The 26,006-nt window shown below is 70.5% G+C and carries 21 protein-coding genes and 1 tRNA gene; 2 read left to right on the forward strand and 20 right to left on the reverse strand.

The annotated features are described in order from the left end of the window. Positions 1–3: 3 nt before the first annotated feature. The 17 genes from atpB to ABZ714_RS25505 all read right to left on the reverse strand — a co-directional run bounded on the left by atpB (position 4) and on the right by ABZ714_RS25505 (position 19,775). Positions 4–816, reverse strand: a complete 813-nt coding sequence (gene atpB, locus ABZ714_RS25425; protein ID WP_358827636.1) for a F0F1 ATP synthase subunit A — start codon at positions 814–816, stop codon at positions 4–6. A gap of 225 nt (positions 817–1,041) precedes the next feature. Then, entirely contained in the window at positions 1,042–1,488 is a 447-nt protein-coding gene (locus tag ABZ714_RS25430; protein WP_358827637.1) for a hypothetical protein, read from the reverse strand. Positions 1,489–1,752: 264 nt separating this feature from the next. Beyond that, positions 1,753–3,126, reverse strand: coding sequence for an MraY family glycosyltransferase (locus tag ABZ714_RS25435; protein ID WP_358827638.1), 1,374 nt, complete (start codon positions 3,124–3,126; stop codon positions 1,753–1,755). A 106-nt stretch (positions 3,127–3,232) separates the two neighbouring features. Continuing rightward, entirely contained in the window at positions 3,233–4,510 is a 1,278-nt protein-coding gene (gene glyA / locus ABZ714_RS25440; protein ID WP_358827639.1) for a serine hydroxymethyltransferase, read from the reverse strand. 474 nt (positions 4,511–4,984) lie between these two features. After that, complete coding sequence (locus tag ABZ714_RS25445) at positions 4,985–5,635, reverse strand: protein-tyrosine-phosphatase (protein ID WP_358827640.1); 651 nt, start codon at positions 5,633–5,635, stop codon at positions 4,985–4,987. Then, a complete protein-coding gene (locus tag ABZ714_RS25450; RefSeq protein ID WP_358827641.1) occupies positions 5,632–6,279 on the reverse strand; it encodes an L-threonylcarbamoyladenylate synthase in 648 nt (215 codons plus the stop codon). The genes ABZ714_RS25445 and ABZ714_RS25450 overlap by 4 nt, the downstream gene beginning before the upstream one ends. Before the next feature lie 70 nt (positions 6,280–6,349). Beyond that, positions 6,350–7,195, reverse strand: coding sequence for a peptide chain release factor N(5)-glutamine methyltransferase (gene prmC, locus ABZ714_RS25455; RefSeq protein WP_358827642.1), 846 nt, complete (start codon positions 7,193–7,195; stop codon positions 6,350–6,352). 48 nt (positions 7,196–7,243) lie between these two features. Next, positions 7,244–8,323: a peptide chain release factor 1 gene (gene prfA, locus ABZ714_RS25460; RefSeq protein ID WP_358827643.1), complete on the reverse strand. Its 1,080-nt coding sequence runs from the start codon at positions 8,321–8,323 to the stop codon at positions 7,244–7,246. A gap of 105 nt (positions 8,324–8,428) precedes the next feature. Further along, complete coding sequence (gene rpmE / locus ABZ714_RS25465) at positions 8,429–8,650, reverse strand: 50S ribosomal protein L31 (RefSeq protein ID WP_358827644.1); 222 nt, start codon at positions 8,648–8,650, stop codon at positions 8,429–8,431. A 245-nt stretch (positions 8,651–8,895) separates the two neighbouring features. Next, a complete protein-coding gene (locus ABZ714_RS25470; RefSeq protein ID WP_358827645.1) occupies positions 8,896–10,032 on the reverse strand; it encodes an LCP family protein in 1,137 nt (378 codons plus the stop codon). A 289-nt stretch (positions 10,033–10,321) separates the two neighbouring features. Then, the gene (rho, locus tag ABZ714_RS25475; protein ID WP_358827646.1) at positions 10,322–12,337 is read right to left on the reverse strand and encodes a transcription termination factor Rho; all 2,016 of its coding nucleotides are present in this window, start codon (positions 12,335–12,337) and stop codon (positions 10,322–10,324) included. Between the two features lie 549 nt (positions 12,338–12,886). Further along, a complete protein-coding gene (gene thrB, locus ABZ714_RS25480; RefSeq protein WP_358827647.1) occupies positions 12,887–13,903 on the reverse strand; it encodes a homoserine kinase in 1,017 nt (338 codons plus the stop codon). A 515-nt stretch (positions 13,904–14,418) separates the two neighbouring features. Next, positions 14,419–15,477, reverse strand: a complete 1,059-nt coding sequence (gene thrC, locus ABZ714_RS25485; protein ID WP_358827648.1) for a threonine synthase — start codon at positions 15,475–15,477, stop codon at positions 14,419–14,421. Positions 15,478–15,483: 6 nt separating this feature from the next. Further along, positions 15,484–16,773 carry a homoserine dehydrogenase gene (locus tag ABZ714_RS25490; protein ID WP_358827658.1) on the reverse strand — a complete coding sequence of 430 codons (1,290 nt, stop codon included), beginning with the start codon at positions 16,771–16,773 and terminating at the stop codon, positions 15,484–15,486. 97 nt (positions 16,774–16,870) lie between these two features. Beyond that, on the reverse strand, positions 16,871–18,262 hold the full coding sequence (gene lysA, locus ABZ714_RS25495) for a diaminopimelate decarboxylase (RefSeq protein ID WP_358827649.1): 1,392 nt from the start codon (positions 18,260–18,262) through the stop codon (positions 16,871–16,873). A gap of 13 nt (positions 18,263–18,275) precedes the next feature. Beyond that, positions 18,276–19,232, reverse strand: coding sequence for an ArgS-related anticodon-binding protein NrtL (nrtL, locus tag ABZ714_RS25500; RefSeq protein ID WP_358827650.1), 957 nt, complete (start codon positions 19,230–19,232; stop codon positions 18,276–18,278). A 54-nt stretch (positions 19,233–19,286) separates the two neighbouring features. Next, positions 19,287–19,775 (reverse strand): response regulator, encoded by a 489-nt coding sequence (locus ABZ714_RS25505; protein WP_358827651.1) that lies wholly within the window; start codon positions 19,773–19,775, stop codon positions 19,287–19,289. Between the two features lie 141 nt (positions 19,776–19,916). Here ABZ714_RS25505 and ABZ714_RS25510 point away from each other — a divergent pair. Further along, positions 19,917–19,988, forward strand: a tRNA-Arg gene (locus tag ABZ714_RS25510). Positions 19,989–20,397: 409 nt separating this feature from the next. Here ABZ714_RS25510 and ABZ714_RS25515 read toward each other — a convergent pair. The 3 genes from ABZ714_RS25515 to ABZ714_RS25525 all read right to left on the reverse strand — a co-directional run bounded on the left by ABZ714_RS25515 (position 20,398) and on the right by ABZ714_RS25525 (position 25,129). Further along, entirely contained in the window at positions 20,398–21,429 is a 1,032-nt protein-coding gene (locus ABZ714_RS25515) for a CBS domain-containing protein (protein ID WP_358827652.1), read from the reverse strand. Then, a complete protein-coding gene (locus ABZ714_RS25520; protein ID WP_358827653.1) occupies positions 21,413–23,227 on the reverse strand; it encodes a DUF262 domain-containing protein in 1,815 nt (604 codons plus the stop codon). The genes ABZ714_RS25515 and ABZ714_RS25520 overlap by 17 nt, the downstream gene beginning before the upstream one ends. 228 nt (positions 23,228–23,455) lie before the next feature. Continuing rightward, a complete protein-coding gene (locus ABZ714_RS25525) occupies positions 23,456–25,129 on the reverse strand; it encodes an SWIM zinc finger family protein (protein ID WP_358827654.1) in 1,674 nt (557 codons plus the stop codon). A gap of 106 nt (positions 25,130–25,235) precedes the next feature. Here ABZ714_RS25525 and ABZ714_RS25530 point away from each other — a divergent pair, with 106 nt between their 5' ends. After that, positions 25,236–25,847, forward strand: a complete 612-nt coding sequence (locus ABZ714_RS25530) for a YdcF family protein (protein WP_358827655.1) — start codon at positions 25,236–25,238, stop codon at positions 25,845–25,847. Positions 25,848–26,006: the final 159 nt, after the last annotated feature.

The following is a 26,006-nucleotide window of genomic DNA, read 5'->3' on the forward strand; positions in this document are numbered from 1 at the left end:
GGCTCAGTGGTGCTCGGCGAGCGCGCCCTGGATGTAGTTGGAGGCCAGGAGGACGAAGACGTACGCCTGGACCGCCTGGATGAACAGCTCGAACACGATCATCACCATGACCAGGATGAACGAGGTGCCGGCGTACAGGACGCCGATACCGTTCAGCAGGTACCAGCTGGCGACGGTGAACATCACGATGAGCAGATGGCCCGCGAACATGTTCGCGAACAACCGGACCGCGTGCGTGAACGGCCGGATGATCAGGTTCGACAGGAACTCCAGGACCACGATCAGCGGAAGGATCGGGCCGAGTTCCTTGTTGTAGCCGGTGATGTTCTTCCAGCCACCGACGAAGCCGTGCTTCTTGAAGGTCAGTCCGACCCACAGGAAGTAGACGAGAAGTGCGAGCGCCACCGGGTAGGCGATCAGCGATGTGACCGGGAACTGGGCGACCGGGATGATCGACCACAGGTTCATGATCCAGATGAAGAAGAAGAGCGACACCATCAGCGGGACGTACTTCTCGCCGTCCTTCTTGCCGATGATCTCGTAGACGACGCCGCGGCGGACGAAGTCGTAACCCGCCTCGCCGATCATCTGAATCTTGCCCGGAACGAGCTTCGGCTTGTTGAAGGCCGCCCAGAAGAAGCCGACGACGATCAGCGTGCTCACGAAGGCGAGCAGCATCGGCTTGTTGAAATCGAAGCCGCCGACCGAGAACAGAGGGTCGTACATGAAGGTGTGGAGCCCGGGGGCATTGAATCCACACCCACTGAAGATCTGACAGTCGGCCTCGAAGGCGAGCATCTGGGGGTCAGCACTCACCGCGGGCTCCTTCAGCGTGGCGCATAGGTACGGCAACCTCGTTGTGTCGGCGCGGCGGACAGCCGCGGTTCGGCACGGGACTGGTGTAACGGATGGTGGGGCGGCGGGCGGGCCATGAGCCTCGCGGATGAGCGGACGTCAGCTCAGATGCCCGCGCCCGCAGTGCCGCAGTTGGAACCGGACGATAGCAGGAACGCGAAAGGCCATTTATCCCGCCCCTACTCTTCACGTCGTGGACCCCGTCTTCCGGGGCTCCCGGGCGCCCGTAGCCTCGGATTCCCCGGGTTCGACGTAAAGGATCTTGGCCTTCATGTAGGCACGGGCCTGTGCCGTGACCCAGACCAGGGTCGCCACGACGAGCGTCAGGGCGAAGACCTGGGGGTCGAAGAGTTCGGTGTTCTTGAAGACCATCAGGAAGACGAAGAGGAGCAGCAGCTGCGTGGTGTACAGCAGCATCCCCATGGCCTGGAACAGGTGCGGATACTGCTTGGCGGTGCGCTGGAGCACCACCAGGCCGATCCCCATGAAGAGGATGACCACCAGCGTGGCGACGGCGGCGCCGATCGCGCCCTTGCCGCCCTCGATCCCGGCGGCGACGCCAACGGCGACGAGGCCGATGACGGCGGTCGGTACCGCGGTGTGCAGAAGGGTGCGTGCGTCATTGGACGGCATGGCGGCATCTCCGCTTGCTGGTGGTGGCAGTGGTGTCGTCATGGACGAGCGTAAGCCGGGTCCGAGACGTGTCCTCGGGGGCCGGAGGACCGTCGCACTACGGTCCTTCGGCACTGTCGCCGGTTCTCGTGAATCGTATCACAAGCTATTTGAGGAGACCTTTACCCATCCGTGTGCCTGCCATCACACATGAGAGTGAACGCGCCCGTGTGTGCACAGATTTCGGGGAGTCATATCTGCTAAGGGGGCCCAACATGGGAAAAGTCACCCGCGTGATCCGGCCTTCCGCCGCTCGGACGATCGCGAACGGGCGCCGATCGCGGTCGCCCCGTTGACACCCTCCGGCGTCCGGGTACGGGCCCGGTCCGACTCCTCCGCATCGCCCGGGACGGCCGTCCCGGCCGCCTCGGGGGACCCGGCGGCGTACCCGTGCGCGGGTTCCGGTTCCGTACCCGCGGGCCGCTTGCGGCGCCGGTAGCGCGGCGGTACGAACGCCTCCGCCCAGCGCGGCGCCCGCGGCGTGAACCGGGGCAGCAGAAGCAGCACCAGTCCCACGGCGCTCAGCCCCACGATCACCATCACGATCCACAGGGACGCGGAGTGCACCGAGTAGCCCACCACACCGAAGGCGAAGACCGCCGACCAGAAGTACATGATCAGCACCGCCCGGCTGTGCGAGTGCCCGATCTCCAGCAGCCGGTGGTGCAGATGCCCCCGGTCCGCCGCGAACGGCGACTGGCCCTTCCAGGTCCGGCGGACGATCGCCAGCACCAGGTCGGCGACCGGGATGGCGATGATCGTCAGCGGCAGCAGCAGCGGGATGAAGACCGGCAGCATGGCATGGGTGGCGTCCCGGGCGGAGCCCTCGTAGACGAAGATCCGCAGGGTGTCCGGGTCGACCTGCCCGGTCACCGAGATCGCGGAGCCGGCCAGCACCAGACCGATCAGCATCGACCCCGAGTCGCCCATGAAGATCCGCGCGGGATGCATGTTGTGCGGCAGGAAGCCCAGGCACATACCCATCAGGATCGCCGTGAACAGGGCGGCCGGGGCCGCCGCCTCGATCATGTTCCCGACCCAGAGCCGGTACGAGTAGAGGAAGAACGCGGCGGCCGCGATGCAGACCATGCCGGCCGCGAGACCGTCCAGACCGTCGACGAAGTTCACCGCGTTGATCGTGATCACCACGATCGCCACCGTCAGCAGGGTCCCCTGCCAGGAGGTGAGCGACACCGTGCCGACGCCCGGGACCGGGATCCAGAGAATGGTCAGACCCTGCATGACCATCACACCGGCGGCGATCATCTGACCGCCCAGCTTGATCAGGGCGTCGATCTCGAACTTGTCGTCGAGGACCCCGATGATCCAGATCAGGGCGGCGCCCGAGAGCAGCGCCCGGGGCTCGTTCGACAGCTCGAAGACACTGCTGAGATTGGTCAGATGGTCCGCGACCAGCAGCCCCGCGCAGAGCCCGAAGAACATGGCGATACCGCCGAGCCTCGGCGTCGGTTCTCGGTGCACGTCGCGCGCCCGGATCTCCGGCATCGCGCCGGTCGCGATGGCGAACTTCCGCACCGGACCGGTGAGGAGGTAGGTCACCGCGGCCGTGACACAGAGCGTCAGCAGATAATCACGCACGGGCTGCCCCACAGGAATCGCTGGCCATCTCAGCCCCACACCCTAGCCGTGGTGGCCGCATGGTGGAGGACAAGCGGGCGCCGCGGACGGTTGCAGCCGATCGCGATCACCCCGGATAAGGCGGAAATCTACCGGCCAGCCCGGCGGCCTCCGCGCGCAAGGTCCGCACCTCCTCGCCCTCGGCGTACAGCGCCGCGGTACAGAGCACCGCGATCCGGGCCATCTCGGCCTCCCCCATCCCCTGGGTCGTCACCGCCGCCGTTCCCAGCCGCAGTCCGCGCCCCTCGCCGTACGGCAGCGGGCAGGTGTCCAGAACCAGCCCACAAGCCGCCAGACGGCCGCGTGCCGTCCTCCCGTCCACTCCCAGGGGTGCCGGGTCCACCACGATCAGATGAGTGTCCGTACCGCCCGTGAGCACCGCGAAACCCTCCGCCTCCAGACCGGCCGCCAGTACCCGCGCGCCGGCCACCACCCGATGGGCGTACGCGGCGAAAGCCGGGGCCGCGGCCTCCCCGAACGCCACCGCCTTCGCCGCGACCGTGTTCATCTGCGCCCCGCCCTGCGTGAACGGGAAGACCGCGCGGTCGATCCGCCCCGCCAGCTCGTCGCCGCAGAGCAGCATCCCGCCCCGCGGACCCCGCAGCACCTTGTGGGTCGTCGCGCAGACGACGTCCGCGTACGGCACCGGACTGGGCGCGGCGCCCCCGGCGATCAGCCCCGCCGGATGGCCCGCGTCGACGATCAGATACGCCCCCGCCTCGTCCGCGATCTCCCGGAACAAGGCGTAGTCCGGGTGCCGGGGATAGGTCACCGAGCCGCAGACGATCGCCGCCGGGCCGCGCGTCTTCGCCAGCCGCCGCACCTCGCGGTAGTCGATCAGGCCCGTCTCCCGGTCCACCCCGTAGCCGACGAAGTCGAACCAGCGGCCGGAGAAGTTCGCGGGCGAACCGTGGGTGAGATGCCCGCCGAACGGCAGCCCCATCGCGAGCACCGTGTCACCCGGCCGCAGCAGCGCCGCGTACGCCGCGATCACGGCCGCCGAACCCGAATGCGGCTGTACGTTGACGTGCTCGGCCCCGAACAGGGCGGCGGCCCGGTCCGCGGCGATCCGCTCGGCCGCGTCCACGATCTCGCAGCCGCCGTGGTGCCGGGCGCCCGGATAGCCCTCCGCGTACTTGTTCGCCAGCGGGGAGCCGAGAGCCGCGAGCACGGCGGGCGAGACGAAGTTCTCGGCGGCGATCAGCTGGAGGGAGCCCGTCTGCCGGGCCGTCTCCCCCGCGACCACCTCGGCGATCTCCGGGTCCTGCCGGGCCAGCGGGCCGCCTCCGGCGGTGGTGTACGGCCCCGGGCCCGCGGTGCTGCTCTCTACGGTACGTACGCCCATGACGCACTCCGACCCTCGCGGTCCGACTGCCTCCACTCTATGCCGGGCGCCCTCCCGCCGCAGGGTCCCGTCCCGAACCACCCGGGCCGCGCCCGGCGCCCGACACTTGTTCGCGACCTGCGGCCCGTCGGTGGCTTGTCTCGCAGTTCCCCGAGCCCCTAAATGCTCTCCCCGGCGCCGACCTGAAAGGGTTCCCGGCCCGGTCAGAGGGGCCCGCCTCTTTACGAGGGCGGTGAGGAGGGCAACCAGGGGCGCGGGGAACTGCGCGACCAGCCACCGACGGTGGGCAGACGGCCTACGACCGGTGGGTGCTCCACGGGATCCGTGGCCCAGTGCGACACCGTCGTGGTTGTTCGCGCAGTTCCGCCCCCTATGCCTTCGGCAATGGGGGGACCCCCAGCGCCCCTGAATGCTCTCCCCCAGCCGCGCTCGCGGGGAAGCGGGAACCCCGGTACCCGGGAAGAGGCGGGTCCCTCAGCGGGAGGCGTCGGCGCGGGGGATGCCGGTGAGGGCCGTGAGGACGGGGTCCAGCGCCTGGTCGATCTCGTCGCCGATCGAACGGAAGAACGTGATCGGCGCCCCGTACGGGTCGTAGACCTCGTCCGCGTCCGGGCTGGGCGCCAGCAGCCAGCCCCGCAGCGCCGCCGCGGCCCGTACCAGCGCCCGGGCGCGTTCGACGACGCCCTCGTCGCGCGGGTCGGGCAGGGTCGCCGGGTCTATGGCCCGGACCAGCCGGGTGAACTCCTTGAGGGTGAAGGTCCGCAACCCCGCCGAGTGCCCCATGGAGATGACCTGCGCCCGGTGGTCCCGGGTCGCGGTGAGGACGAGGTCCGCCCGGATCACGTGTTCGTCGAGCAGTTCGCGGCCGGTGAACCCGCTGGCGTCCGCGCCGAAGTCGGCGAGCACGATCTCCGCGTTGGCCTCCATGGGCGCGCCTTCGTGCCCCCAGGTCCCGGCGCTCTCCACGATCAGTCCGCTCGCCATCAGATCGCCGAGGCGGTCGGTGAGGGCGTGCCGGGTCAGCCGCTCGGTGATCGGCGAGCGGCAGACATTGCCCGTACTGACGTGGAGTATCCGGAAGCAGTCGTCCTTCTCGGTGCCACGCCCCTGGTCAGGAGCGATCAAGGCGCCACCTCGAGGTCGGGGACGACCTTGCGGAGCTCGTCGGCGTCGAGGGCGCCGGCCCGCAGCAGGACGGGCACCTCGCCGGTGACGTCCACGATGGACGACGGCACGATCCCCGGGGTGGGGCCGCCGTCGAGGTAGACCGAGATCGCCTCACCGAGCATCCGCTGGGCCGCGTCGCAGTCCTCGGGCGCCGGGTAGCCGGTGAGGTTCGCCGAGGAGACGGCCATCGGGCCGACCTCGGTGAGGAGTTCGATGGCGACGGGGTGCAGCGGCATCCGGACGGCGACGGTGCCCCGGGTGTCGCCGAGGTCCCACTGGAGGGACGGCTGGTGCCGGGCGACGAGGGTGAGCGCCCCGGGCCAGAAGGCGTCGACGAGTTCCCAGGCGGCTTCGGAGAAGTCGGTGACCAGTCCGTGCAGGGTGTTCGGGGAGCCGATGAGGACGGGGGTGGGCATGTTCCGGCCCCGGCCCTTGGAGGTGAGGAGTTCGGCCACGGCCTCGGAGCTGAAGGCGTCGGCGCCCACGCCGTACACGGTGTCGGTGGGCAGCACGACCAGCTCGCCGCGGCGGATGGCGGACGACGCCTCGCGCAGCCCGGTCGTCCGGTCGGTGGCGTCGTTGCAGTCGTATCGCCGGGCCATCAGCAAGCCTCCTTGGGCACGTACACGTACGGTTGCGTCGGCCGGGCCGGGCGAACGGTCGCCGGCCCGGTCACGGGGTCGCCTTACGGGCGGTCGCGAACCTGGGGCGCTTGTTCAGGTCGGGGTGGTCCGCCGCGTCGGTCCAGCCGGACTCCTCGGCGAAGATCCACGGCACCTGGCCGCCCTGGGTGTCGGCGTGTTCGACCACGACAAGACCGCCGGGGCGGAGCAGCCGGTGGGCGGTGCGTTCGATGCCGCGGATGGTGTCGAGGCCGTCCTCACCGGAGAAGAGGGCCATCTGGGGGTCGTGGTCGCGGGCCTCCGGCGCGACGTACTCCCATTCGGTGAGGGGGATGTACGGCGGGTTGGAGATCACCAGGTCGACCTGGCCGTCCAGCTCGGGCAGGGCGCTGAGCGCGTTCCCCTGGTGGAGGGTGACGCGGGAGCCCTCGGCGTTGCGGCGGGCCCAGTGGAGGGCGTCGTCGGAGAGTTCGACGGCGTGCACCCGGGAGCGGGGCACCTCCTGCGCCATGGCGAGGGCGATGGCGCCGGATCCCGTACAGAGGTCGACGATCAGCGGTTCGACCACGTCCATGGCGCGGACCGCGTCTATGGCCCAGCCGACGACGGACTCGGTCTCGGGGCGGGGTACGAAGACCCCGGGGCCGACCTGGAGCTCCAGATACCGGAAGAAGGCCCGTCCGGTGATGTGCTGGAGGGGTTCGCGGGCCTCGCGGCGGGCGACGGCCTCCCAGTAGCGGGCGTCGAAGTCGGCGTCCTTGACGAGGTGGAGTTCACCCCGCTTCACGCCGTGGACGTACGCGGCCAGCTCCTCCGCGTCGAAGCGCGGCGACGGTACGCCGGCGTCGGCCAGCCGCTGGGTGGCCTGGGCCACCTCGGCAAGCAGCAGGTTCACTGGTCGTCCTCCACCCGTTTCGTACGGACGTGTCTTACTGCGCCGGTCTTACTGAGCGGCGGCGAGCTTGGCGGCGGAGTCAGCGTCGACACATGCCTGGATCACGGCGTCGAGGTCGCCGTCGAGTACCTGGTCGAGGTTGTACGACTTGAAGCCGACGCGGTGGTCCGAGATGCGGTTCTCCGGGAAGTTGTAGGTACGGATCTTCTCGGAGCGGTCGACGGTACGGACCTGGCTGCGGCGCTGGTCCGCGGCCTCCTTCTCGGCCTCCTCCTGGGCGGCGGCGAGCAGCCGGGACCGCAGGATCCGCAGGGCCTGCTCCTTGTTCTGGAGCTGGCTCTTCTCGTTCTGGCAGGAGGCGACGACGCCGGTGGGGAGGTGGGTGATCCGGACGGCGGAGTCGGTGGTGTTGACGGACTGGCCGCCGGGCCCGGACGAGCGGTAGACGTCGATCCGCAGGTCGTTGGGGTTGATCTCGACCTCGATCTCCTCGGCCTCGGGGGTCACCAGGACCCCGGCGGCGGAGGTGTGGATCCGGCCCTGGGACTCGGTGGCGGGCACCCGCTGGACGCGGTGCACGCCGCCCTCGTACTTGAGCCGGGCCCAGACGCCCTGGCCGGGCTCGGTGGCGCCCTGGCCGCCCTTGGTCTTCACCGCGACCTGGACGTCCTTGTAGCCGCCCAGCTCGGACTCGGTGGCGTCGATGATCTCGGTCTTCCAGCCGACGCGCTCGGCGTAGCGGAGGTACATCCGCAGCAGGTCTCCGGCGAAGAGGGCCGACTCGTCGCCTCCGGCGCCCGCCTTGACCTCCAGGATGACGTCCTTGTCGTCGCTGGGGTCCCGGGGCACCAGCAGCAGCCGGAGCTTCTCGGTCAGCTCGTCGAGCTGCTTGTCCAGCTCCTTGACCTCGGCGGCGAAGTCCGGGTCGTCGGCGGCCAGCTCGCGGGCGGTCCTGATGTCGTCGCCCGTGCTCTTCCAGGAGCGGTACGTCCCGACGATCGGCGTCAGCTCGGCGTACCGCTTGTTGAGCTTGCGCGCGTTCGCCTGGTCGGCGTGGACGGCGGGGTCGGCCAGCCGCTGCTCAAGGTCGGCGTGCTCACCGACGAGTTCCTCGACCGCCTCGAACATCGGGGGCTCCTGCTCTGCTTTCGTACGAAGGTCCTGCGGGACGTCAAAGCGCCGGTCCCGGCCGCCCCGGCACGGGAACGGCCGGTGACCGGCGCAGTTGGCTCGCTACTTCTTGGCGGAGCCGGCCTTGCCGAAGCGGGCCTCGAAGCGGGCCACACGGCCACCGGTGTCGAGGATCTTCTGCTTGCCCGTGTAGAACGGGTGGCACTCGGAGCAGACCTCGGCACGGATGGTGCCGTTGGTGAGGGTGCTACGGGTGGTGAACGACGCGCCACAGGTGCAGCTGACCTGGGTCTCGACGTACTCGGGGTGGATCTCGCGCTTCAAGGTGTCTCCTAGTTTCGGGAGGGCGCCGGGTCGCACGGGCGGAATACTCGCGCGTGAACCGGGGCCGACGAACCAGTCTGCCAGGACCGGCCGTATCTCCCAAAACCGGGGTCGGTCCGGAACTATTCCCCCCGGACCCCACGGGGGCCGTCCCGGGCCGCCGATACGGGATCGCGGCGGGTTCGCGGGCCGGTCCCGGGCCCGTCCGGCGTACCGCGAGCCGGGCCCGGCCGGGCCTGTCGGGATCAGCCCGCGGGGGCCACGGTGCCGGGGACGGTGCTGGTCACGGGCCCGGCGCCGCCCCGGCCCGCGGCCGAGTCCCGCAGCGCCGCCGCGGGTACGGGCCGGTCGTGGCGGAGGGCCTGCCACACCTGTCGGGCGTCGCTGTCGATGGGGACGACCCGGTTGGGGTCGTAGGGGTCGTAGCCGACCGGCAGGGTGACCATCTGGACGTCCGAGGGGCCGATTCCGGCGAGTGACCGGGCGAAGCCGGTGAGCTTGGCGACGGAGGCCAGTTCCGAGTCGGTGGTGACGGCCTTGGTCGCGGTGTCGGCGACGCCGAAGAGCCGTACCGGATCGGTCAGCAGCCCGGCATCCCTGACCTGGGCGATGAACGCCTTCAGAAAGACCTGCTGGAGCCGGATCCGGCCGAGGTCGCTGCCGTCGCCGACGCTCTTGCGGGTACGGACCAGGGCAAGGGCCTGCTCGCCGTCGAGGGTGTGGGTCCCGGCGGTGAGGTCGAGTCGGCTGTCGCGGTCCCGGATCGCCTCGGAGGTGGTGATCTCCACTCCGCCGAGTTCGTCGACGAGCTTCTTGAAGCCGGTGAAGTCGATCTCCAGATAGTGGTCCATGCGGATGCCGGACAGCCGCTCGACGGTGGCGACGGCACAGGCCGGTCCGCCGACCTCGTAGGCGCTGTTGAACATGGCGTTCCGGGCCCCGGGTATCCGGTCGCCGTCGGGGTCGGTGCAGACCGGGCGGTCGACCAGGGTGTCGCGGGGTATGGAGACCACGGTGGCGCTGCGGTGGCCCTCGTTGACATGGACGACCATCGCGGTGTCGGCCCGGGCGGCGCCGTCGTCGCGGCCGTACTCGCTGTTGGCGCCGGAGCGGGAGTCGGAACCGAGGACCAGGATGTCCATGGAGCCGTCGCCGATGTCCGGGGGCCGGTCCTTGCCGTAGAGCTGGGCGTCGATGTCGACGCCGTGGAGGTTTCCGTCGAGCTGGAGGTAGAGGTAGCCGAGTCCCGACCCGCCGACGACGATCAGCGCCGCGGCGGCCCAGGCCGTGACGACGGCGGCTCTACGGCGCCGGGAGCGCGGTCGGCGATCGCTCCCGCCGCCCCCGGCTATCCGGCCTTCCCGGCCGCTCCGCTCGTTCATGGTCTCTCCGCTCTCGCTCTCCGCGCGCCTCCCGGCGGTCCCGCCGCGATCCCGCGGCTCTCACCCTCCGTCGCTCTTCGGTGACAGATTTCCGGTTATGTCCAGCTTTGTTCAGCCATTGGTAGGACGTTACTGCCCCCAAAAGGGTTGCATGCGGTCGTGAGAAGCGCGTGAGAAGACGCTGAGAAAACCGCCACGGACCGTGGCACGGGCGCCACCGTACGCAGACGCGGGCCCCGCCACCTGCGAAGGTGACGGGGCCCGCGGGGGTACTGCGGCCGCGACGCGATCAGTCGTTGTTACCGGAGGACGGCGTCGTCTTCTGGATCTGGAGCAGGAACTCGGCGTTCGACTTCGTCTGCTTCATCTTGTCCAGCAGCAGCTCGATCGCCTGCTGCTGGTCGAGCGCGTGCAGCACCCGGCGGAGCTTCCAGACGATGGCCAGCTCCTCGCCGCCGAGCAGGATCTCCTCCTTGCGGGTGCTGGACGCGTCGACGTCCACCGCCGGGAAGATGCGCTTGTCGGAGAGCTTCCGGTCGAGCTTCAGCTCCATGTTGCCGGTGCCCTTGAACTCCTCGAAGATCACCTCGTCCATCCGCGAGCCGGTGTCGACCAGTGCGGTGGCCAGGATGGTCAGCGAGCCGCCGTCCTCGATGTTCCGCGCGGCACCGAAGAACCGCTTCGGCGGGTAGAGCGCGGTCGAGTCGACACCACCGGAGAGGATGCGTCCGGAGGCGGGCGCGGCCAGGTTGTAGGCGCGGCCCAGACGGGTGATGGAGTCCAGCAGGACGACCACGTCGTGACCCAGCTCGACCAGGCGCTTGGCCCGCTCGATGGCCAGCTCCGCGACGGTGGTGTGGTCCTCGGCCGGGCGGTCGAAGGTCGAGGAGATGACCTCGCCCTTGACCGACCGCTGCATGTCGGTGACCTCTTCGGGCCGCTCGTCGACGAGGACGACCATCAGATGGCACTCGGGGCTGTTGACCGTGATGGCGTTGGCGATCGCCTGCAGGATCATGGTCTTGCCGGTCTTCGGCGGGGCCACGATCAGGCCGCGCTGCCCCTTGCCGATCGGCGACACCAGGTCGATGATCCGGGTGGTCAGCACGCCCGGGTCGGTCTCCAGCCGGAGCCGGTCCTGCGGGTAGAGCGGCGTCAGCTTGTTGAACTCCGGCCGTCCGCGGCCCGATTCGGGCGCCATGCCGTTGACGGAGTCCAGCCGGACCAGCGCGTTGAACTTCTCGCGGCGCTCGCCCTCCTTGGGCTGCCGGACCGCGCCGGTGACGTGATCGCCCTTGCGCAGCCCGTTCTTGCGGACCTGCGCCAGGGAGACGTACACGTCGTTGGGGCCCGGGAGGTAGCCCGAGGTGCGGATGAACGCGTAGTTGTCGAGGATGTCGAGGATGCCCGCGACCGGGATCAGCACGTCGTCGTCGGCGACCTGCGGCTCACCCGCGAACTCCTCACGGCCGCCACGACGGCCCCGGCGGTCGCGGTAACGGCCCCGGCGACCGCGGCGACCGCTGCCGTCCTCGTCGAAGTCGTCCTGCGGGCCGCTCTGCTGGCCGCCCTGCTGCTGCCGCTGGCCGCCGCCCTGCTGGCGCTGGCCGCCCTGCTGGTCGTCGCCCTTGCCGCGGCCGCGCTGACGGTCCCGGCGCTCGCCGCGGTCACCGCGGTCGCCGCGCTGACCGCGGTCGCCGCGGTCCTTGCGGCCCTCGCCGTCCTGCCCGGACCCGTCCTGCGCGTCGGTACGGGAGACCTCCTTGGCCTCCTTGACGGCGACGGAGCCCTCGGCGTGCGTCTCGGGGCTGCCCGCCTGCGCCGTGGCGCGGCGGCGGCGGCGCTCGACGGCCGGGGTGTCGTCGCTGGCCGGCTGGCCGGGGATCTCGATCTGCTGCTGGGCGGCCTTCTCGGCCGGCTCGGCCTTCGCCGTCTTCTCGGCGGGCGCGGCCTTCTCGCCGTCACCGGCGTCGGCGTCGGTACGCGCCTTCGAGGTGGCGCGGCGCTTCGGCTTCGCCTCGGCGGCCTTGGCCTCCGGCTCGGCGGTCTTCTTGGCCGGGGCGGCCCCGCCGCCTGCCTGCGCCTCCTTGATGACCTCGATCAGCTGGCTCTTGCGCATCCGCGCGGTGCCCCTGATCCCGAGGCCGGACGCGACCTGCTGCAGCTCGGCCAGGACCATGCCCTCGAGGCCGGTGCCGGAACGGCGGCGCCGGGCGGTGGTGCCGGAGGCAGCACCTGCGGCGGGCGCGGAAGTGTCGACGGGGTTGTCGGCAGTCACGCCCATCAGATCGGTGGTGTCGCTCACGAAGGGTCCTTCCCTGGAGCGGACGTCGGCCATCTGGCTCGGCGACCGGTTGTGCTGTCCGAACGCGGTCGGTGATACGACCGTGCCGGGGCGGTGGTCCCCGCCGGCTCTGCGGACGGCGGAGAAGCAGATACTTGCGATCCGGCCCGAGGTCCCCCCCGCTCGGCCACTGATCGGCGGAGCGTGAGGTGTCGTGCCGGTTCCGGAGCGTGCTCGATACTGCTCAGGCAGGCTGCTCAGGCAGTCGGGGAGGCTCCCGGAAGAATTGGCGGTCCCGATGCGGGACACGAAGCTCCGAGCCATGAAGGCTTCGGGCGCTGACTTGAGGTTAACACTACCGGCTCCAACAAACATTCCCCCTCTCCATCACCGGCAATCTCGTGTCCCCGGGAATCACCGCGGTAATCCGCGCCGCCCCCGGGCCGGGATTCGGGTGGAATCCCGCGGCCGCGGTGCTCCGGTGGCACCCCGCGGCCGGTACGGCGCGTCCGGCGCGGTCACCGCGTCGTACGGCATACCCCCCGCGACGGCCCACGGCCCCCGGACGGCTCACCCGGAGGACGTGTCGCCCGGCCGCGTACCGTCCCCGGCCCGATGCGTCCGCCCGGAGCCGTCGGGGGACGGTTCCTCGGCGGGCGGCACGGCGTCGGACGGTACGAGCGGCAGCACGCTCGTACCCGCGGCGTCGAAGGCCAGCCGGTTGGCGGCCCAGCCCTCGCCCGCGAGCCGTGCGACCTGGTCGGCCGCACTGTTCTCGGCCAGCGCGAGCACCGTGGGGCCCGCACCGGAGATGACTGCAGGGACGCCGTCGGCGCGCAGTCGGTTGACAAGGTCGACGCTCTGCGGCATCGCCGGGGCGCGGTACTCCTGGTGGAGCCGGTCCTCCGTGGCGGGCAGCAAGAGCTCGGGACGCCTGGTCAGCGCCTCGACCAGCAAGGCGGCGCGACCGGCGTTCGCGGCGGCGTCCACATGGGGGACGGTACGCGGCAGCAGTCCCCGCGCGGTCTCCGTGAGCACCGGCTTCTCGGGGACGAAAACCACCGGAACGACGGAATCGGCGGGGTCCATCCTGATGGCCCGGGCCGCTCCCCCGTCGGTCCAGGCGAGGGTGAAACCGCCCAGCAGGCAGGCGGCGACGTTGTCGGGGTGCCCCTCGATCTCGGTGGCCAGCTCCAGCAGCGCCGTGTCGTCGAGCCGGGCCTCGCCTCCTATGGTCACCGCGCGGGCGGCGACGATCCCGGCGCAGATGGCGGCCGACGAGGAACCGAGTCCGCGGCCGTGCGGGATCCGGTTGGCACAGACCACTTCGAGGCCGCGCGGCTGCCCGCCGAGCAGGTCGAAGGCGGTACGCAGGGAGCGGACGAGCAGATGGCTCTCGTCGCGGGGCAGCGTCGACGCGCCCTCGCCCGCGATGTCGATATGCAGCCCGGAGTCCGCGACCCGGACGACGACATCGTCGTAGAGCCCCAGCGACAGCCCGAAGGCGTCGAAGCCGGGGCCGAGGTTGGCGCTGGTGGCGGGGGTGCGCACCCGGACGGCGGCGGCGCGGAACGCTGGACCGGCCATCGCTCGATGACTCTCCTTGGCTCTGACCCTTGTGACGCAAGGGACGGGCGGTGACTGTGGTGTCGAAATTCTCGGGGGGGTCTGCGGAATCGGGGGCGGGGAAGGGCGGAACAGATGTGCGGATGTACTGACGGGCGGCGCGCGGATTCGGGAGGGGTCGACCCCCGGGGGCCGCGACGGACGGCCGCACCCCTGCACCGGCATATGCGGTGGGTGGGTTCGGTACAGCCTATCGAAGGAAGGTTCCGCGGCGACATAGGGCGCACAGGAGGCGCACGATGCGTGTCGCGAGCCTCCTGTGCCTCGGCCTCCGTCACCGCCCGGCTTGGGATGCTTTCCACCGGGGTATTACGCCTCGACCGGGGCTCGAACGGCTCGAACGGATCGATGCTTTCCGGCCGTTCCAGGCATCCGGAGGTCCTGATTCCGGCCCGTTGCGGCCGACCCGGCCCGGCCGCGGGGGCCGGACCGGGTGTTCCGTACGGAGCCGTACGGGACAGGGCCGTACGGGACGCTCAGGCGAGTCCGAGCCGCGCGGCGGCCGTCGGCGCGTCCACCGGCACGGTGACCGGCTGCGGAGCGCCCGCGACGGCCCAGTCCGGGTCCTTCAGCCCATTGCCGGTGACCGTGCAGACGATCCGCTGACCCGGGTCGACCTTTCCGGCCTCGGCGGCCTTCAGCAGGCCCGCCACGGACGCGGCGGACGCCGGCTCGACGAAGACGCCCTCCTGGGAGGCCAACAGCCGGTAGGCCCGCAGGATCTCACGGTCCGTCACCTCGTCGATGGCGCCGCCGGAGTCGTCCCGGGCGGCCAGCGCCTGCTGCCAGGAGGCCGGGTTGCCGATCCGGATCGCGGTGGCGATGGTCGACGGGTCCTTGACGATCTCGCCCCGGACGATCGGCGCGGAGCCGGACGCCTGGAAGCCCCACATCCGGGGAGTGCGGGTGGCCGGGCCGTCGGCCGCGTACTCCCGGTAGCCCTTCCAGTAGGCGGTGATGTTGCCCGCGTTGCCGACCGGCAGGACATGGATGTCCGGGGCGTCGCCGAGGGCGTCGACGATCTCGAAGGACGCCGTCTTCTGACCTTCGATCCGATAGGGATTGACCGAATTGACCAGGGCCACCGGATAGTTCTCGGACAGATTTCGCGCCAGATCCAGGCAGTCGTCGAAGTTGCCGTCGACCTGGAGGATCTTCGAACCGTAGACCAGCGCCTGGCCCATCTTGCCCAGGGCGATCTTCCCCTGGGGGACGAGGACCGCGCACACCATCCCGGCGCGCACCGCGTAGGCGGCGGCCGACGCGGAGGTATTGCCGGTGGAGGCGCAGATGACGGCCTTCGCCCCCTCCTCCTTGGCGCGGGTGATCGCCATCGTCATCCCGCGGTCCTTGAAGGAGCCGGTCGGATTGGCCCCCTCGACCTTGAGGTGGACCTCGCAGCCGGTGCGCTCGGAGAGCACCTGCGCCGGGACGAGGGGCGTCCCACCCTCACGGAGTGTGACGACGGGCGTGGTGTCCGTCACCGGGAGCCGGTCCCGGTACTCCTCGATGATGCCGCGCCACTGGTGGGTCATTGCTGGTTACTCCCCTTCAACACGCATGATGCTGGCGACACCGCGCACGGTGTCGAGCTCCCGCAGCGCCCGGACCGTCCCCGAGAGGGCGGCGTCGGGCGCGCGGTGGGTGACGACGACGAGGGATGCCTCCCCGTCCTTGCCCTGCTGACGGACGGTGTCGATCGACACCCCGTGCTCGGCGAAGACCGTCGCGACCTGGGCGAGCACGCCCGGCTTGTCGGCCACGTCGAGACTGATGTGGTACCGCGTCACCACCTCACCCATGGAGCTGACCGGCAGCTGGGTGTAGGCGGACTCGCCCGGCCCGGTGGCCCCGGCGAGCTTGTTGCGGCAGACGGCGACCAGGTCGCCCAGGACGGCGGACGCGGTGGGCGCGCCGCCCGCGCCGGGGCCGTAGAACATCAGCTGCCCGGCGGCCTCGGCCTCGACGAAGACCGCGTTGTACGCCTCACGGACGGAGGCCAGCGGATGGCTGAGCGGGATCATCGCCGGGTGGACCCGGGCGGTCACGGACTTGCCGTCGGCGGCCCGCTCGCAGATCGCCAGCAGCTTGACCGTGCAGCCCATCCGCTTGGCGGAGGCGATGTCGGCGGCCGTGACCTCGGTCAGGCCCTCGCGGTGGACGTCGTCCAGCCGGACCCGGGTGTGGAAGGCGATCCCGGCCAGGATCGCGGCCTTGGCGGCGGCGTCGAAACCCTCGACGTCGGCGGTCGGGTCGGCCTCGGCGTACCCGAGGGCGGTGGCCTCGTCCAGCGCCTCGGTGTAGCCGGCGCCGGAGCCGTCCATCTTGTCGAGGATGAAGTTGGTGGTGCCGTTGACGATGCCGAGGACCCGGTTGACCTTGTCGCCCGCGAGCGATTCGCGCAGCGGCCGGATCAGCGGGATGGCACCGGCGACGGCGGCCTCGAAGTAGAGGTCCTTGCCGTGCTTCTCGGCGGCGGCGTAGAGGGTGGCCCCGTCCTCGGCGAGCAGCGCCTTGTTCGCGGACACCACGGACGCGCCGTGCTCGAAGGCGGTGGTGATCAGGGTGCGGGCGGGCTCGATCCCGCCGATGACCTCGATCACCACATCGATGTCGTCCCGTTTCACCAGGGCCGTGGCATCGGTGGTGACCAGGGCCGGGTCGATGCCCTCGCGCACCTTGTCGGGGCGGCGGACGGCCACTCCCGCGAGTTCCACGGGGGCGCCGATCCGGGCCGCGAGGTCGTCGGCGTGCGTCGTCATGATGCGCGCCACCTCTGAGCCGACCACTCCACAGCCCAGCAGCGCCACTTTCAGCGGACGCGTACGCATCATCCGACCTCGTTTCTCAGCATTTCGGGTGGGTCCAGTCTCACGCACCGGACAGCATTTTCTATGCTCCGTCCGGTATCCGAGACATCTATCTCCATCAACCGACATCGAGACGCAACAGATCTTCCTCCGTCTCACGCCGGACGATCACCCGCGCCGCGCCCTTCGAGACCGCCACGACGGGCGGGCGCAGCGCGTGGTTGTAGTTGCTGGCCATCGAGCGGCAGTAGGCGCCGGTGGCGGGGACGGCGATCAGATCGCCGGGGGCGAGGTCGGCCGGGAGGAAGGCGTCCTTGACCACGATGTCGCCGCTCTCGCAGTGCTTGCCGACGACCCGGCTGAGCATCGGCGGCGCGTCGGAGGTGCGGGAGACCAGGACGACGCTGTACTCGGCGTCGTAGAGCGCCGTGCGGATGTTGTCCGACATGCCGCCGTCGACGCTGACGTACGTCCGCAGCCCCTCCAGGGGCTTGATGGTGCCGACCTCGTAGAGGGTGAAGGCGGTGGGGCCGACAATGGCGCGGCCGGGCTCGACGGAGATCCGGGGGGTGCGCAGCCCGGCGGCCTCGCACTCGCGGGTGACGATCTCGTGCAGGGCCTTGGCGATGTGCCGCGGTTCACGGGGGTCGTCGCCCGGGACGTAGGCGATGCCGAGGCCGCCGCCGAGGTCGATCTCGGGCAGTTCGACGCCGTGCTCGTCGCGGACCCGCTTCAGCAGGCCGACGACGCGGTGGGCGGCGACCTCGAAGCCGGAGGTGTCGAAGATCTGCGAACCGATGTGGGAGTGGATGCCGACCAGTTCGAGCCCGTCGAGGCCGAGGGCCCGGCGGACGGCTTCGGCGGCCTGGTCCCCGGCGAGCGGGATGCCGAACTTCTGGTCCTCGTGGGCGGTGGCGATGAACTCGTGGGTGTGCGCCTCGACGCCGACGGTGACCCGGATCAGCACCTTCTGCCGCTTGCCGAGCCGCTCGGCGGTGTGGGCGACCCGGACGATCTCCTGGAAGGAGTCGAGCACGATCCGGCCGACCCCGGCCCCGATCGCCCGCTCGATCTCCTCGGGGGACTTGTTGTTGCCGTGGTACGCGATCCGCTCGGCGGGCATGCCCGCGTCGAGAGCGGTCCGCAGCTCGCCCGCGGAGCAGACGTCGAGGTTGAGGCCCTCCTCGTGCAGCCAGCGGACGACGGCCCGGCTGAGGAACGCCTTCCCGGCGTAGAAGACGTCGGCACCGGGCCCGAACGCCTCCGCCCAGGCGCGGCAGCGGGCCCGGAAGTCCTCCTCGTCGAGGAAGTAGCCGGGCGTGCCGAACTCCTCCGCCAGCCGGGTCACCGGGATCCCGCCGACGGCGACGACGCCGTCGGTGTCCCGGGTCACGGTCCGGGCCCAGATCGCCGGGTCGAGGGCGTTGAGGTCGGCGGGCGGCGCCGCGTAGTGCCCCTCGGGCAGGACATCGGCGTGCCGGGGCCCGGCGGGGTGTGCGGAACGGCTCATCGTCGAATCTCTTTCACCAATGGTCGGGTGCGCTGATGCCGAGCAGGGAGAGGCCACCGGCGAGCACCGCCCCGGCGGCTTCGGCGAGCGCGAGCCGGGAGCGGTGGGCGGCCAGGGGTTTCTCCTCGCCGACGGGCAGTACGGCGGGCTGGAGCCCGAGCAGGGCGTCGGCGGTCCCCTCCAGATGCCGGGCGACCCGGTCGGGCGCCCGCAGCCGGGCGGCGGCGCCCAGGGCGCCGGGGAAGTCGGCGATCCACCGCTCGACATCCGTCTCGGCGTACTCGGCCCGGTCCGCCCCGAACCCCAGGGCGGCGGCGTTCCGGCTCAGGGCGCGGGCCCGGGCGTGTGCGTACCGCACGGTGAACAGGGGGTTGGTCTCGTGCTGCCGCAACAGCCCGGCGCCGGCCCGCGGGGCGTCCCGCGCGGCGACGGAGAGAAAGGCCCACCGGGTGGCGTCGGCGCCGAGCACGGCGGTGGTGTCGGGATGGTCGACGACCTTCGGCCGCCGTACATGCCCGTCGGCCGTGTCGCTGTCGCTTCCATCGATCCGCCGGAGCAGTCCGACGACCTCGTCCCAGACGACGGCCCGGCTCCCCGGCAGGGGCGGATACGAGCGCCGGGCATCGGCGATGCTCCGGACCGCCCCCTCCGCCCCGGCGACGATCTCGCGCTGCCGCCCGGCGGGATCCCCGCTCAGGGTGATGTTGAGGAACCCGGGCCCGGTGATCTCCACGGCGGCCACTCCCGGCCGGTCGGCGATCCGCTCCCGCAGCCGCTCGGCGACCACCCGCGCGGGCTCCCCGGCGTCCCCGGCGAGCCGCAGCGCGACCCCGGTGGCCCAGTCCCCGCACCCACCGGGCCGGGGCCGTTCCATCCGTACGTCATCGGGGACCGCGACCCGCAGCACACCGTCCTCCACCGCGCGGCACACGGCGTGGCGCACGGTACGGGAGAGCTGGGCGGGGGTCACGGGACCAGCGTAGGCGAGGAGGGGAGTCCGGCAGCGACCCGTTTCGCCATCCGGTCAGCCCCGCGCGGTCCCGGCCCGCCCGACCCCGCGCCGCTCCTCCACCACGGGCGTCCCGTCACGCTCCGCCAACCGCCGCACGAGCCGTACGAGATCGGCGGGCTCGAAGGGCTTCGCCAGAAAGGCGTCGACCCCCGCGGCGATCCCGCTCTCCACCTCGTACTGCGTACAGGCACTGATGATCGCCACCGGCAGATGCCGCGTCGCCGGATCCTCCCGCAGCCGCGCGGCGGTCCTCAGCCCGTCCAGCCGCGGCATCACGACATCCAGCGTCACCACATCGGGCCGCACCTCCCGCACGACCTCCAGGCACTCGGCACCATCGCCCGCGGTCACCACCTCGAAGCCCTCCAGCTCGAGGTTGACCCTGATCAACTGCCGGATGACTCGATTGTCATCGACAACGAGCACCCGCCCGGACGCACCTGACACAACTCGAGAGTAGGTCGACGCCCGCGACCGCGTCCGGCTTTTCCCCACTTCCACCCCCTCCGGGCGACCCCGGCCCGGGTGACGACGCCCCCACCCGCGCCGACCACCCCGCCGAAATACCTGTTCACGGGCACCCTCGGAGAGCTGATAGTGTTCTACCTGTCGCCGAGGGAGACAGCCCGAGGCAGACAGTGCGCCCCCGTAGCTCAGGGGATAGAGCAACGGCCTCCGGAGCCGTGTGCGCAGGTTCGAATCCTGCCGGGGGCACTCGCCGGTCAGTCAGCGGAAACCATGCCCTGGCCAGTGCGGATGCCGACATGAGAGAGCGGAAGTCAGTCTCACTGACTCCCGCTCTTTCTCATTGCCTCTCAGTGTTCGCGACACACCTCCGACACACTCATCGGACTGTGTCGCCCTCCCCCTCCAGCGCCTTCGCGTTCTTCGCGTCGGCCGCCTCCTCGTGGCCGTCGATGCGCCCGTGGTGCCGAGGTGGATCCATGATCGGCACAAAGCCCTCCGGTCAGAGACTCCTCGATACCTCCGGGGCGGGCACAGAGAGCCGAACCTCTTCTTCCACACGTCCGGGATGATCTGAACAATCACTCCCGGACGTGCGCACAGGTTCGAATCCTGCCTGGAACGCTTCGAGGGAAGCGCCTGAGAAGCCTCTGACCGCTCAGCCCGTGCCGGTCGCCGCGTAGTCGGGGTCGTACAGACGCAGCATGGAGACGAAGCTGTCGAGCAGGTCGAGCTGTTCGGTTCTGAGGGACGGCGCGTTGAAGTGCATGACGGTGTTGCGGACGTCCTTCACACGGCTGAGCACTCCGATGAAGTGATCCTTGTCGACGAGAGGCCACCCGAGCTTGTTCCAGCGTTCCTCATCGTTCAGGAGGCGGATGTACTCGCCGAACATCATCTCGTCGACCGAGGTCCTCTTCTTGTGCACCTTCTGGACGTCGGTCTCGTCGTAGACACGTCCCAGACAGCGCCGCAGTCGGCGCTCGATCTCGCCCAGGGTGAAGAAGGGGCGGGCCACCGTGCCGAACTCGCCGGCGAGATCGGCGGAGGTGACGATGCCGCTCACCTGCCCGTCGGCGGCTCGGACGAGGACGAACTCGTGCGCACGGATAGCCGGCAGGACCGGCAGCAGGTGAGCAGTGGCGTTGACGATCTCGTACTCGGTGCTGATCGCCCCGGCCAGACACTGCTTGCGCCCGGTCGCGTGCATGTGCGCGATCGAGGCCCAGGTGACGACTCCGTGCAGGGTTCCGGACGCGTCGATCACGGGAAGCTGTGAGTACCCGTGCTCCGCCATCCTGCCCATGGCCGCGGAGAGCGGCTCATCGGGCGTGATCGATACGACCCTGTGGGCACAGGGCAGGTCGTGTACCCGCATGGCCGTCTGGGGGAAGACTCCGACGGCTTCCTCGGATTCGTCGGCCGGGTCCTGCTCAGGGGCGTCGTCCGTCTCACCGGTATCGGCGGCCGGACCCCGCTGGTGGCCGATCGGCACGATCGCGACCTCGTCGTCCCGTGAGCCGGCCGCGAAGTCCGGAACCGTGTGCAGGCCCGCGTTCGCCAGGTCGAGCCGGATCTGTGGGACGGACGCGTGGTCACGGATCCGATAGCCCCATAGCGACAGCAGGCTCCGGATCGTCAGGGTCGTGCCTTCCAGCCCCTTGACGGTGGCATCATCCGGCGTCGGCATCGTTCGCCCCCTCGCGCACCGCGGCCTTGCCCATTTCCCGCTCCACGAGTTCCAGAAGCCTGGTTGTCCGATCCCGGTAGAAAGCGTCGAAGTCGTCCGCGCGCAGCGTCTTCGCGTCGATGAGGTGGGTTCCGACGATGTCGTCGAACCAGGGCCCCGGGCTGCCGGTATGCCGCTCGAAGGCGGTCAGATACGCCGACGGCTCACTGGCCCCCATCGCCTGGAGCGCCCGGTAGGACAACGGCGTCTTGTTGACGATGCTGCTCATCCGGGAGCCGTCCACGCCGTTGTGCTCGAACCACGCCTTCGGGAAGACCTGCCGGATGTCCACGTACTGCCCGATCAGGAACTGTTCGTTGATGGGTTCCCCGTGGAAGAACCAGTCGATCGCGCCCTCTTTCAGAAGAAGGGCGTGGATGCCCTTGTACGCGGCGCTGTTGCGTGAGGTGAGCCGGTGCAGGCGCTGTTCCTGGAAGGTCGCCTGGGTGACGGTGTCGGGCTCCGTACCACTGTCCTTGATCCAGCCGACCACCTGCTCGACATCCCGCACGAACCGGGTGTCCGTGACGCCGCCGTACAGTTCGCCGAGGACACCGCACCAGTACCAGCGGGCCAGCCTCTCCTGGGCATCCGGGTCCCGCAGCGTCTCCCCCAGCAGGACGGCGATGGCCGCCAGGGGGACCACCTGCGATCCGTACGGCAGGTCACGCTCGCGGAAGACATGCTGTGTGGCCAGGAAGCGGCCCACCCAGGACAACGCATCGGCCGTCTTCGGAGCGATCTCCGTATAGTCGGTCAACGGAAGATGCAGCAGATCGCGGCGCTTGCAGCTCACCGCGGGGGCGTTCGACGCTCCGGGGTGCTCCGCCAGGAACTCCTTCTTGCGGCGGTACGTACGCACCAGCGCGATGGCCTGCAGGAAGTCGAGGCTCGTGAGCCCGGTCTCCTGACCGCTGTCCTTGTCCAAGGTGCCGAACACCTGGTAGTCGGCGCAGAGCCTGCCCTTGATGGCCTGCCAGTCCTTGATAAGGCTGAAGTCCTGGCCACCGTGTCTCGCCGAATACTGGGTGTCGCCCGCATAGGTCGCCGTGAGCAGCTCGAAGACATTGAGGACGACGCCGCCCGTGTTCACCCGTTCGAAGACCGAGCACACCGCTTCCTTGCGGGTTTCCTTCGGGAGGCGGATCAACGGCACTTTGAAGCCCTTGACCGTGTCGATGACCCGGGCCTGGAAGGCCGACCACAGGTCCCAGCGGTCGTCACCACCACTCACATAGGCCCTCTGCCACTTCCCGGTCAGGTCCGGTTCATAGATCAGGTTCAGGGGGAACAGGCCGCTCGCGCACTCCTTCTCGCGCGTCGAGAGGTCCCGGGTCGCGTGGCCGTACGCGCCGCGCACCACCCGGTCCTCGGGGACGGACACGATCGCCTCGTCACGGTCCGCCGACTCGTCCACCGCCTTGACGATGTCGATGTAATACCAGCGCCTGAGCGGCTTGTTCCGCGCGCCCGTCGTCTCGACCGGCCGGTCGGACCTCAGCGCCTGGAACAAGGAGGTCAGCCGCTGCTGACCGTCGAGAAGCAGTTGCTCCGGCATCACGTGCGACTGCACATCGGTGCCGTGCAGCGGCCGGGCCTTGAACTGGGCGTCGCCACCTGTCTCCAGCGTCATCGCGACACCCAGCGGATACTCGAGTGTCACGGTCGCCAACAGGGCGCGGATCCGGTCGTCGTCCCACTTCCACTGTCGCTGGAAGTCGGGGAGCTGGATCCTGCCAGCCGCCACGTCATCCAGCATCTTGCCCAGGCTGGGCCCATCCAGCGCCACGTCAAACCCCCAGTAACACAATCGCTCCCCTACGTCACAGCTCGCCATGCTACTGGCCGCACGATGGTGGACCGGCCGGATTTGTTCAACCTTGCGCGGCGACCGCGAATCCCCTGCGTAGAAGGGAATGACCGACGGGACCGGGGCCGACGGCCAGCGCCTCCGAGGCCGCAGCGGTCCCTGAACCGTCGTTCCGGATCACAAGCCGTGCCGCTCCAACACGCGCATCAGGTTCCGCTTCCGCTTCTGAGTGGCGCGCAGGTCGGTGAGGTACGCGGTGAAGTCGTCGGGGGTGCCGAGGCGCCGGTGGCAGTCGCGGATGCTCAGGAGCAGGGCGACGAGTTGTTCGTAGGCACGATTGCCGGTCTCGCGGGTGAGCCGGACGGCCAGGCGGAGGTAGACGGCGAGGGCGTCCGCGGGGCGGGTCGGGCAGGACCGGTCGGCGAGGGTGAGCCACTGGTCGTCGTGGGTTCCGTACTCGTCGGCCGCGCGCCAGGCGGCTTCGGTGTCCTGGTCGTCCAGCAGGACGTCGACGAGGGGCCGGCCGCGGCAGGTGTCCGCCCGTTCGGCATCGGCGTCGGCTCGCAGCAGGGCCAGGGCCTTCGCACGTTCGGCCCGCCAGCACGTGGCGGCCTCGGCCGCGGCGCGCAGGCACTGGTAGGCGAGCAGGCTGCGGCGAGCGGCGAAGTGGTCGCGGCGCAGGGTGACGGCGTCGGCGAGCCGGGCGGCCCGGGTGTAGCGGTCGGCGAGATAGTCGACCAGGGCGGTGTCGACGATGGCGAGGTCCTCGATCTCGCGGATGCCGCGCTCGGCCCACTCCAGGGCTTCGGCGGTGCGACCGGCCGTGTCGAGTTCACGGGCGACGAGGAGGTGGGTGCGACCGTCCGGCGCGAGGTCGGCGGCGTGTACGGCGATCACCGTGTCGATGTCCCGCCCGGACTCGGCGAGGCGTCGCATCAGGTCCTTCTCTGCCCAGCCGGTGCGGTTGGCCCGCCAGGCGTCGTCCGCGTACCGGCGCAGGGCGGCCATCCCCCGCTCGCCGAGCGGTTGCTCGTAGGCGAGCGGGTCGATGTCGGTGAGGTGGGCCGCGTCGTCGAGGGTGTGGGTGACCAGCCAGCGCGCGAGTTCCTCCGGATCGGGGTGGGCTCGGCGACAGGCGTCGTGGTGGGCGGCGGCGAGGCCGGTACCGATCCGGCCGAGCGCTCCGTCGGAGTCGTCGACGCTGTCGGCCATTCCCGCGAGCAGCCCGATCGCCTCCCGGGCGAGCACCGTCGCGTCGGCGGCCCGGCCCGAGTCCGTGAGCGACCGGATCGCGGACACGGCCTGCCCCGCCTGGTCGGCGTAGGCGCGGGCATCGGCGTACTCGACGTAGCCGTATCGGGCGAACGGGCTGATGTCGAGCAGCTCACGGAGGCGGGAACGGATGCCGTCCACGTCTCCCCGGGCACTCGCCGCGCGCAGTTCCAGGCGGTGGCGCAGCCGTCGGTCCGCGGTCATCTCGTCCCGTACGAGTGTGAGCAACCGCTCCTGCGACAGGCCGGACAGCCAGGTGTCGAGGCCGCGCGTCCGTTCCCGGGCCGATTCCCGCCGTCGGGGGAGATCCGCCTCGTGCGCCATCGCGGTCAGGCCGAGGGCCACCAGGTGTTTGCAGAAGTTGCCCTCCTGCCCGTACGGGCAGGAGCACGTACCCGACGGGCCTCGGCGCTCGCCCAGGACGAGTACCGCCTCGTACCGCCCGGTGCCGCGAATCGATGCCGAGATCCGGTTGTCACCGACCTCCATATCGGAGACCGCGTCGACGTAGCCGAGGCCCCGCTCGAAGGAACGCGCCCCTGCGAGTGCCCTCAGCTGTGCTTCCGTAAGACCGCCCACGACTCTCCGCACTCCGATCCGGCCCGACTACGCCCGGCAATCGTCACCCTAGCGAGCCATGTCGTGACGTCGCCTCGTCTCCGGGGGCTTGGCCTAGAGTCGCCGCATGTGGCGAAGGACGGGGCTGGTGGTGGCCGGGGTCGTGGTCGTGGGGTGGGGGGAGTGGGTGAACTGGCGTTGGTCGCGGGCGCTTCTGGGGGATTGCCGGAGCGGGTCCGAGGCCGTGGTGGTGTTGGGGTACCGGAATCCCGGGGAGACGGCGAATGCGATCAACCGGTGGCGTGTGCGGGCCGGGGTGCGTTCCGTGGACGGGGGGCGGGTGGTCTTCAGTGGTGGGGCGCCCGGGGGCGGGGTGGCGGAGGCGCGGGTGATGGCGGAGTACGCCACGTCGGTGCTCGGCTTCGACGGCACGGTGGTGCTGGAGGAGCGGTCGACCACGACCTGGGAGAACATCGCGAATGTGATTCCGCTGGTCGAGGACGCGGACCGGATCAAAATCGTCTCTCAGCCGGCTCATGCGTTCATGGCCCGTGCCTACTTGTGGCGGCAGCGTCCCGATCTGGCTCGGAGGCTGGTCCGCGCGGACGACTACCGGCTCGGTGAGTGGATGGCCGCCAAACCGGTGATGGCGCTGTACGGGATGTGGAAGCTGCGCGGTCTGCGGGCGGTGGACGGCCGGGGCCGGTGGGGGCGGCCCCGGGGTGGGGGTGACTGCTGAGGACTGTCCCGTAGGGAGTTTCTTGTGGATCAGGCCGGATGAGTGAGCGGGGTCCGGTGCGTGCGATCGCAAGGCGGAGGAGGGAGTCCACGCGGTGGGGGTACGCCCCCTGGGCTCCGCCCGGGAGGTGCCCCCACCCGCGCCGCCAGGCGCAGGGGG

Origin of the sequence: Streptomyces sp. NPDC006798, assembly GCF_040635975.1 — a bacterium.
Taxonomy (GTDB): domain Bacteria; phylum Actinomycetota; class Actinomycetes; order Streptomycetales; family Streptomycetaceae; genus Streptomyces.

Coding starts and splice junctions, on each gene's coding strand:
- ABZ714_RS25430 (WP_358827637.1), bottom strand. CDS start 1,488: ATGCCGTCCAATGACGCACGCACCCTTCTGCACACCGCGGTACCGACC.
- glyA (WP_358827639.1), bottom strand. CDS start 4,510: ATGGGCGTACGTACCGTAGAGAGCAGCACCGCGGGCCCGGGGCCGTAC.
- ABZ714_RS25450 (WP_358827641.1), bottom strand. CDS start 6,279: ATGGCCCGGCGATACGACTGCAACGACGCCACCGACCGGACGACCGGG.
- prfA (WP_358827643.1), bottom strand. CDS start 8,323: ATGTTCGAGGCGGTCGAGGAACTCGTCGGTGAGCACGCCGACCTTGAG.
- ABZ714_RS25470 (WP_358827645.1), bottom strand. CDS start 10,032: ATGAACGAGCGGAGCGGCCGGGAAGGCCGGATAGCCGGGGGCGGCGGG.
- thrB (WP_358827647.1), bottom strand. CDS start 13,903: ATGGCCGGTCCAGCGTTCCGCGCCGCCGCCGTCCGGGTGCGCACCCCC.
- thrC (WP_358827648.1), bottom strand. CDS start 15,477: ATGACCCACCAGTGGCGCGGCATCATCGAGGAGTACCGGGACCGGCTC.
- ABZ714_RS25490 (WP_358827658.1), bottom strand. CDS start 16,773: ATGCGTACGCGTCCGCTGAAAGTGGCGCTGCTGGGCTGTGGAGTGGTC.
- lysA (WP_358827649.1), bottom strand. CDS start 18,262: ATGAGCCGTTCCGCACACCCCGCCGGGCCCCGGCACGCCGATGTCCTG.
- ABZ714_RS25515 (WP_358827652.1), bottom strand. CDS start 21,429: ATGCCGACGCCGGATGATGCCACCGTCAAGGGGCTGGAAGGCACGACC.
- ABZ714_RS25520 (WP_358827653.1), bottom strand. CDS start 23,227: ATGCTGGATGACGTGGCGGCTGGCAGGATCCAGCTCCCCGACTTCCAG.
- ABZ714_RS25530 (WP_358827655.1), top strand. CDS start 25,236: ATGTGGCGAAGGACGGGGCTGGTGGTGGCCGGGGTCGTGGTCGTGGGG.